General features: G+C 60.7%; 5 protein-coding genes. 3 read left to right on the top strand and 2 right to left on the bottom strand.

From position 1 onward, the window contains the following. The first annotated feature begins 536 nt into the window (after positions 1-536). From H3V53_RS42265 to H3V53_RS42255, 3 genes are all read left to right on the top strand, one after another. A complete protein-coding gene (locus H3V53_RS42265; RefSeq protein WP_336602907.1) occupies positions 537-2003 on the top strand; it encodes an amidase family protein in 1467 nt (488 codons plus the stop codon). Between the two features lie 63 nt (positions 2004-2066). Beyond that, on the top strand, positions 2067-2558 hold the full coding sequence (locus H3V53_RS42260) for a DUF302 domain-containing protein (RefSeq protein ID WP_042265381.1): 492 nt from the start codon (positions 2067-2069) through the stop codon (positions 2556-2558). 27 nt (positions 2559-2585) lie between these two features. Continuing rightward, positions 2586-3167, top strand: a complete 582-nt coding sequence (locus H3V53_RS42255) for a TetR/AcrR family transcriptional regulator (protein WP_336602906.1) — start codon at positions 2586-2588, stop codon at positions 3165-3167. Positions 3168-3406: 239 nt separating this feature from the next. Here H3V53_RS42255 and H3V53_RS42250 read toward each other — a convergent pair whose 3' ends face one another. Together H3V53_RS42250 and H3V53_RS42245 are read right to left on the bottom strand one after the other, a co-directional pair. Then, positions 3407-3712 carry a hypothetical protein gene (locus tag H3V53_RS42250; RefSeq protein WP_419539751.1) on the bottom strand — a complete coding sequence of 102 codons (306 nt, stop codon included), beginning with the start codon at positions 3710-3712 and terminating at the stop codon, positions 3407-3409. Positions 3713-4085: 373 nt separating this feature from the next. Beyond that, positions 4086-4457: a dioxygenase family protein gene (locus H3V53_RS42245; RefSeq protein WP_473766676.1), complete on the bottom strand. Its 372-nt coding sequence runs from the start codon at positions 4455-4457 to the stop codon at positions 4086-4088. Positions 4458-4661: the final 204 nt, after the last annotated feature.

Raw genomic sequence — 4661 nt, 5'->3', positions numbered from 1 at the left:
TCCGGCGCGCGCGATGACGTACGAATGCCTCGCTCTCTGCCATTCGAACGCGTGACACCATGGTGTGAACGACTGTCAGTGGATGCCTCATGTCGACCCGAAGCAGACGAACGTCGAGTCGCTACGTCGGAGGACACAGCAGCCATTCGTCGCCCAACGGTGCCTTCGGTCCAGCCACGCCCCGTCGCGCTGCCCCGGAACAAACCGCGACAATGGGACGGCGACCCACTGTCATCGTTCGGATCGGCTCGCGAACAGTCCCAATTTTCTTACCCGTTCGAGTCCCACGGATCTCGGCATCTCTCGTTCAACTGCGGGTAAGACCAAATAGTAGTCATCGAGCACTACACAGTTCCTCGCAGCGAGTGGGACCCAGCACAGTCCAGATCCTCCCGCGCTTCGCAACGAAGTCGTATGCGCTGCGAACCCTCTTGCATTACGATCGTAATTCTATATTATGATCGTAATGCCATGCGGCTGCGACCCTCTTCGAGGTCGTGAAATGCCGGGTCACACACCTTTCTTGTGAGGAATTTATGAACGACACAATCGCCAGCTCTAGCCAAACGTCTGCGCCAGAAATGCAGAGGTTCGCTTCACTCGGGCTCGCCGCGGCCGCCGACGCGATCCGCGGCGGTGAGATGACATCAGAGGCGTACGCCACGGCTTTGCTGCGGCAGGCTCGGTCGCACGCTGACCTTAACGCTTTCATCACCATCGACGGAGACGCCGTGCTTGAGGCTGCGAAGAACGCAGACAAGGCGCGGTCGGCCGGGGCGGAGGCTCCCCTACTGGGTGTGCCAATCGGGGTGAAGGACAGCTACCTGACGACGGGGCTGCCCACGAGCATCGGCCTCGATCGTCTGGCGCACTTCATTCCGACGGAAGACGCCGATGCGGTCCGGGCGATCAAGGAGGCAGGCGCCCTCGTCTTCGGCAAGAACAATCTGGTGGAGATGTCCTATGGGCTGACCGGGCACAACGAACGCTATGGCCAGGTGAAGAACCCGCGCGCCCACGATCGCGTCACGGGCGGGTCATCAAGCGGTTCTGCCGCATCGGTGGCCGCCGGGATAGTGCCCGCCTCCTTGGGTGGCGATACAGTCGGATCGATCCGTGTGCCCGCGTCGCTCTGTGGTGTCGTAGGGTTCAAGCCGACCACAGGACGCTGGCCGCGTAACGGCGTCGCACCGATCTCCCACACTCTCGACACGACGGGTGTATTCGCGCGTAGTGTTGAGGATTGCATACTGCTGGACCAGGTCGTCACCGGGGAGCAGGCTGCGGAGCCCGTCGAGCGGGATTTCAACCTCAAGGGAGCCCGACTGGCCTTCGCGCCGCGGCAGTTTCTGGGTTTGGTTGACTCGGAAGTCGAGAATCGTTTCCGCGAGGTAGTTCGGCGGTTGCAGGACGCCGGCGCCGAGGTCTTTGAGATCGACCTCGGGGAAGATTTCAATGCACTCATCCAGACAACTACGTGGGGCATTTTCGCCCATGAGACCCAGGGCGCGATCTCGGAATTCCTCCGTCTACACAATGTTCCGACCACATTCGAGGCGATTTACGAAGGCCTCAAGCCTCAGCTTCGCCAAGCGTGGGAGCACATCGTACTGCCAGGCGGTGCAGGTGCTACCTCAGTGGAGGCCTATCAGACTGCGCTCAACGTAAGCCGTCCGGAAATCCAGCGCCGCCTGAACCGGGCATTCGTCACGCGAGGGGCGCTTGCCATTCTGCAGCCGACGACGCCCTGCACGGCGCCTTCGATCGAGGAGCAGGGAGAGTTCCACATCGCGGGCCAGGAAGTCAGCAACCTCGCTTTGGCGAACCACACTTTGTCAGCGAGCAGCGTGGGGCTGCCGGGTATCAGTCTCCCTGCGGGCATGTCTCGCGCGGGCCTTCCGATCGGTCTTGAGCTGGACGCCCCGCTGGCGAGCGACCGGGCGCTCCTGAAGCTTGCCCGCCAGATCGAGGCAGTCTTAGGCACCCAGCCGCCGACGCTCTGACGTTCTAGCCCTTTCCGTGGGAAACGGGCCAACCCGAACAGCAACTGAAACGAGGATCAACAGATGGCCAATGCACTGTACTCCACGCGCACCATTTCGATTGAGCACGTCACAATCAAATCGATAAAGCCATTCGAGGAAGTTCGAGCCAAGCTCGTGGCCTTGGCGCCTCGCATCGATGACGGCATCTTCACGCTTCTGCGATACGGCGAAAGCACGCGCGCGCTTCGAGAGTTGGAGGCATGTCCGCCACTCACTATTTTCGGCCAGCGTGACCACGGGGCGCTGCTGGCTATTGCTGGGCTGACGCGCCGATCCATCCAGTACGATATCGGCAATCCGCTTACCGCATCGAAGATGACCCGCCATCAACTGTCGGCGGGACTCTATGCACCCATCCGCGTGCTGCTGCGCGAGGATGGCGATGGCGGTGTCGGGTTTGAATATGATCGACCAGCCTCCGTTTTCGGCCAGTTCGGCAGCGAGGAGGTCAATACCGTGGCTCAGCAGCTTGATCGCGACCTCCAAACCTTGTTGGAGGCGGCTGCAAACTGACGGCTGCGGGACACTAGTGGAGAGAAAATGCGTTTCGAAAAAGGTCACAAAGCCGTGACTCGGCAGCATATCCTTGAGGTCGCCTCGAAATGCTTCCGTCGGGAAGGGGTCTCGGCTGCGGGCATCAGTGGGATCATGGGAGAGGCCGGCCTAACCAACGGCGCGTTTTATCTCCACTTTGAGTCCAAGGAGGCGCTTGTCCGAGAGGCGGTTGGGGGCGCGCTAGCGGAGCGGCAACAGAACCTCGAAGAGAAAGTTCAGGCAGGCGTTGACCTCGAGGGAGTAATTCGAAGCTATCTCAATCAGGCGCATCGCGAAGACCCAGCATGCGGATGTCCATCAGCGGCCTTGCTTCCGGAAATCGCTCGGCAGTCTGTGCCAACACGGCAAACCTATGAGGATGGGCTGCAAAGCTTCGTTTCGACGTTAGCCGCATTGCTCCCAGAAGCCGATTCCGCTGCAGCCGGTCGTCGGGCGACAGCCATCTTCGCTCTCATGGTGGGAACTCTCCAATTCGCGCGCGCCGTGCCAGACGTTGCACGCGCGGAGCAAATCCTGGAAGGCGGCGTCGAGGCAGCGCTCCTCCTTGCCCGAGCGTCGCCCGTCTGAAGATCTCGTGGCGCACACCCCAGCCTCCTCAGGCTGAGCCAGCTCAGTGCCGAGATCCAAGGTGACCTGCGGATGGACCGCCGACTGCCACCGGCGTGAAGCAGCCGTTCGAGCATCCGCCTTGTGACCCCATTGAACGGCAGAAACTGGCCGCACTGGGGCATTCTCTGATCTCGTTGCGAACTCCAAACAACGTCGTCAGAAACCGCCCCAACACATTGCAGCAAATCACCGACAGACTAGGGATCGTTAACTGCGTTGATGATGTCAGTGAGAAACCAAGGCAGGATCAATTGCGTATCGGAATAGCTGACACCAACGCTCAGCATCGGTGGCTTTGACGCGGAGTCGCCGCGCGTCGCACCGTGGCTGGCTCGCTGGATATATGCATTCGAGTCGGCCGGAATTTGCTGGGCAATCTGATTATTGGCGGGCGGCCATGTCGAGGCGCAGCCGGCAGTGAGTACGACGATGGCAATTACGGAACAAAAGAGCATCATGAGGGCGAACTCCAGCCACATTACTTTGACAATATGGTCGATCATGAGTTCGTCGCGGGATGTGGCCAGCGCCTGCCGAGCGCGGGAGGCGTGGTCTGTAGCCTATAAGCGAATTGCCGGCCTATCGAAGCATCAACGGCTCATGGCGGACGGAAAGCGGTCGCTCGAACGGCCATGTTGCATTAGCGACGAACGGCAGTTGATGGGCGGCGACTTGTGTGCGACTCGCATCGTCGGCGGGCGTCTGAATCGTAATCAACAGAATCAAGCGCGGGACGTGGGCCGATAGAGCGGTTCTCAATGCAGCCGCGTGCTACCTGCCTCATGGCCGCTACCAGTCAACCAGTTTGGTAGCCAATAACAGGGTTCACGTCGTCCCTTAACTCTCGATACGCCCCGGCGTCATAACCATTTGGCGCTAGGTTAGCGCGAGGACGAAATCGAACCGGGCCGCCTTTCGCTTGCCGCCATTGTCAATCGTCATCAATAGCCGGCGATCGAACAGGCAATCGCGAGCGTTGCGCTGCTCGGCAGGAAAGTACAGTTGCGTGGTGAGGATCGGCCCGTTGGGTGACTGCACCGTCACGTGGATGTGTCTTGTACGTCCCGGATATAGCCCCGGCACGATGGTCTCAAGGCGGTAGCCTCCCTCGCTGTCGGCGAATTGATGGCCGCGCAGCCGGAACCCCTCGAGGTCGTACTCGCCGGCGTCATTGGCGTGCCAGAAATCGAGCAAAGCCCCGGAAACCGCGCTGCATCGTGTCGAATACACCCGTCCGGTCAGGACGATCTCCGTTCCATTGATGCCCGGTTCGAGCAGCGATGCACGTTGCGGCGAGTGCGGCAGGAAAAACGGACCCGCCGTCTGCTGCCGTGTGAGGTTGCCCCGGTTCGACGGACGGATTTGCAGTTAGAGATTTGATGTGAGCTAGCCTCCGTTAAGCGTTGAATCGCGGGTTGTCCACGGGCGGGCGGCGGGTCGCCTCTCTCGATC

The organism is Paraburkholderia bengalensis (assembly GCF_037126505.1).
Lineage (GTDB): Bacteria > Pseudomonadota > Gammaproteobacteria > Burkholderiales > Burkholderiaceae > Paraburkholderia > Paraburkholderia bengalensis.
Note: the sequence above shows the minus strand (reverse complement) of the source record. Positions and strands in the feature narration are given on the sequence as shown.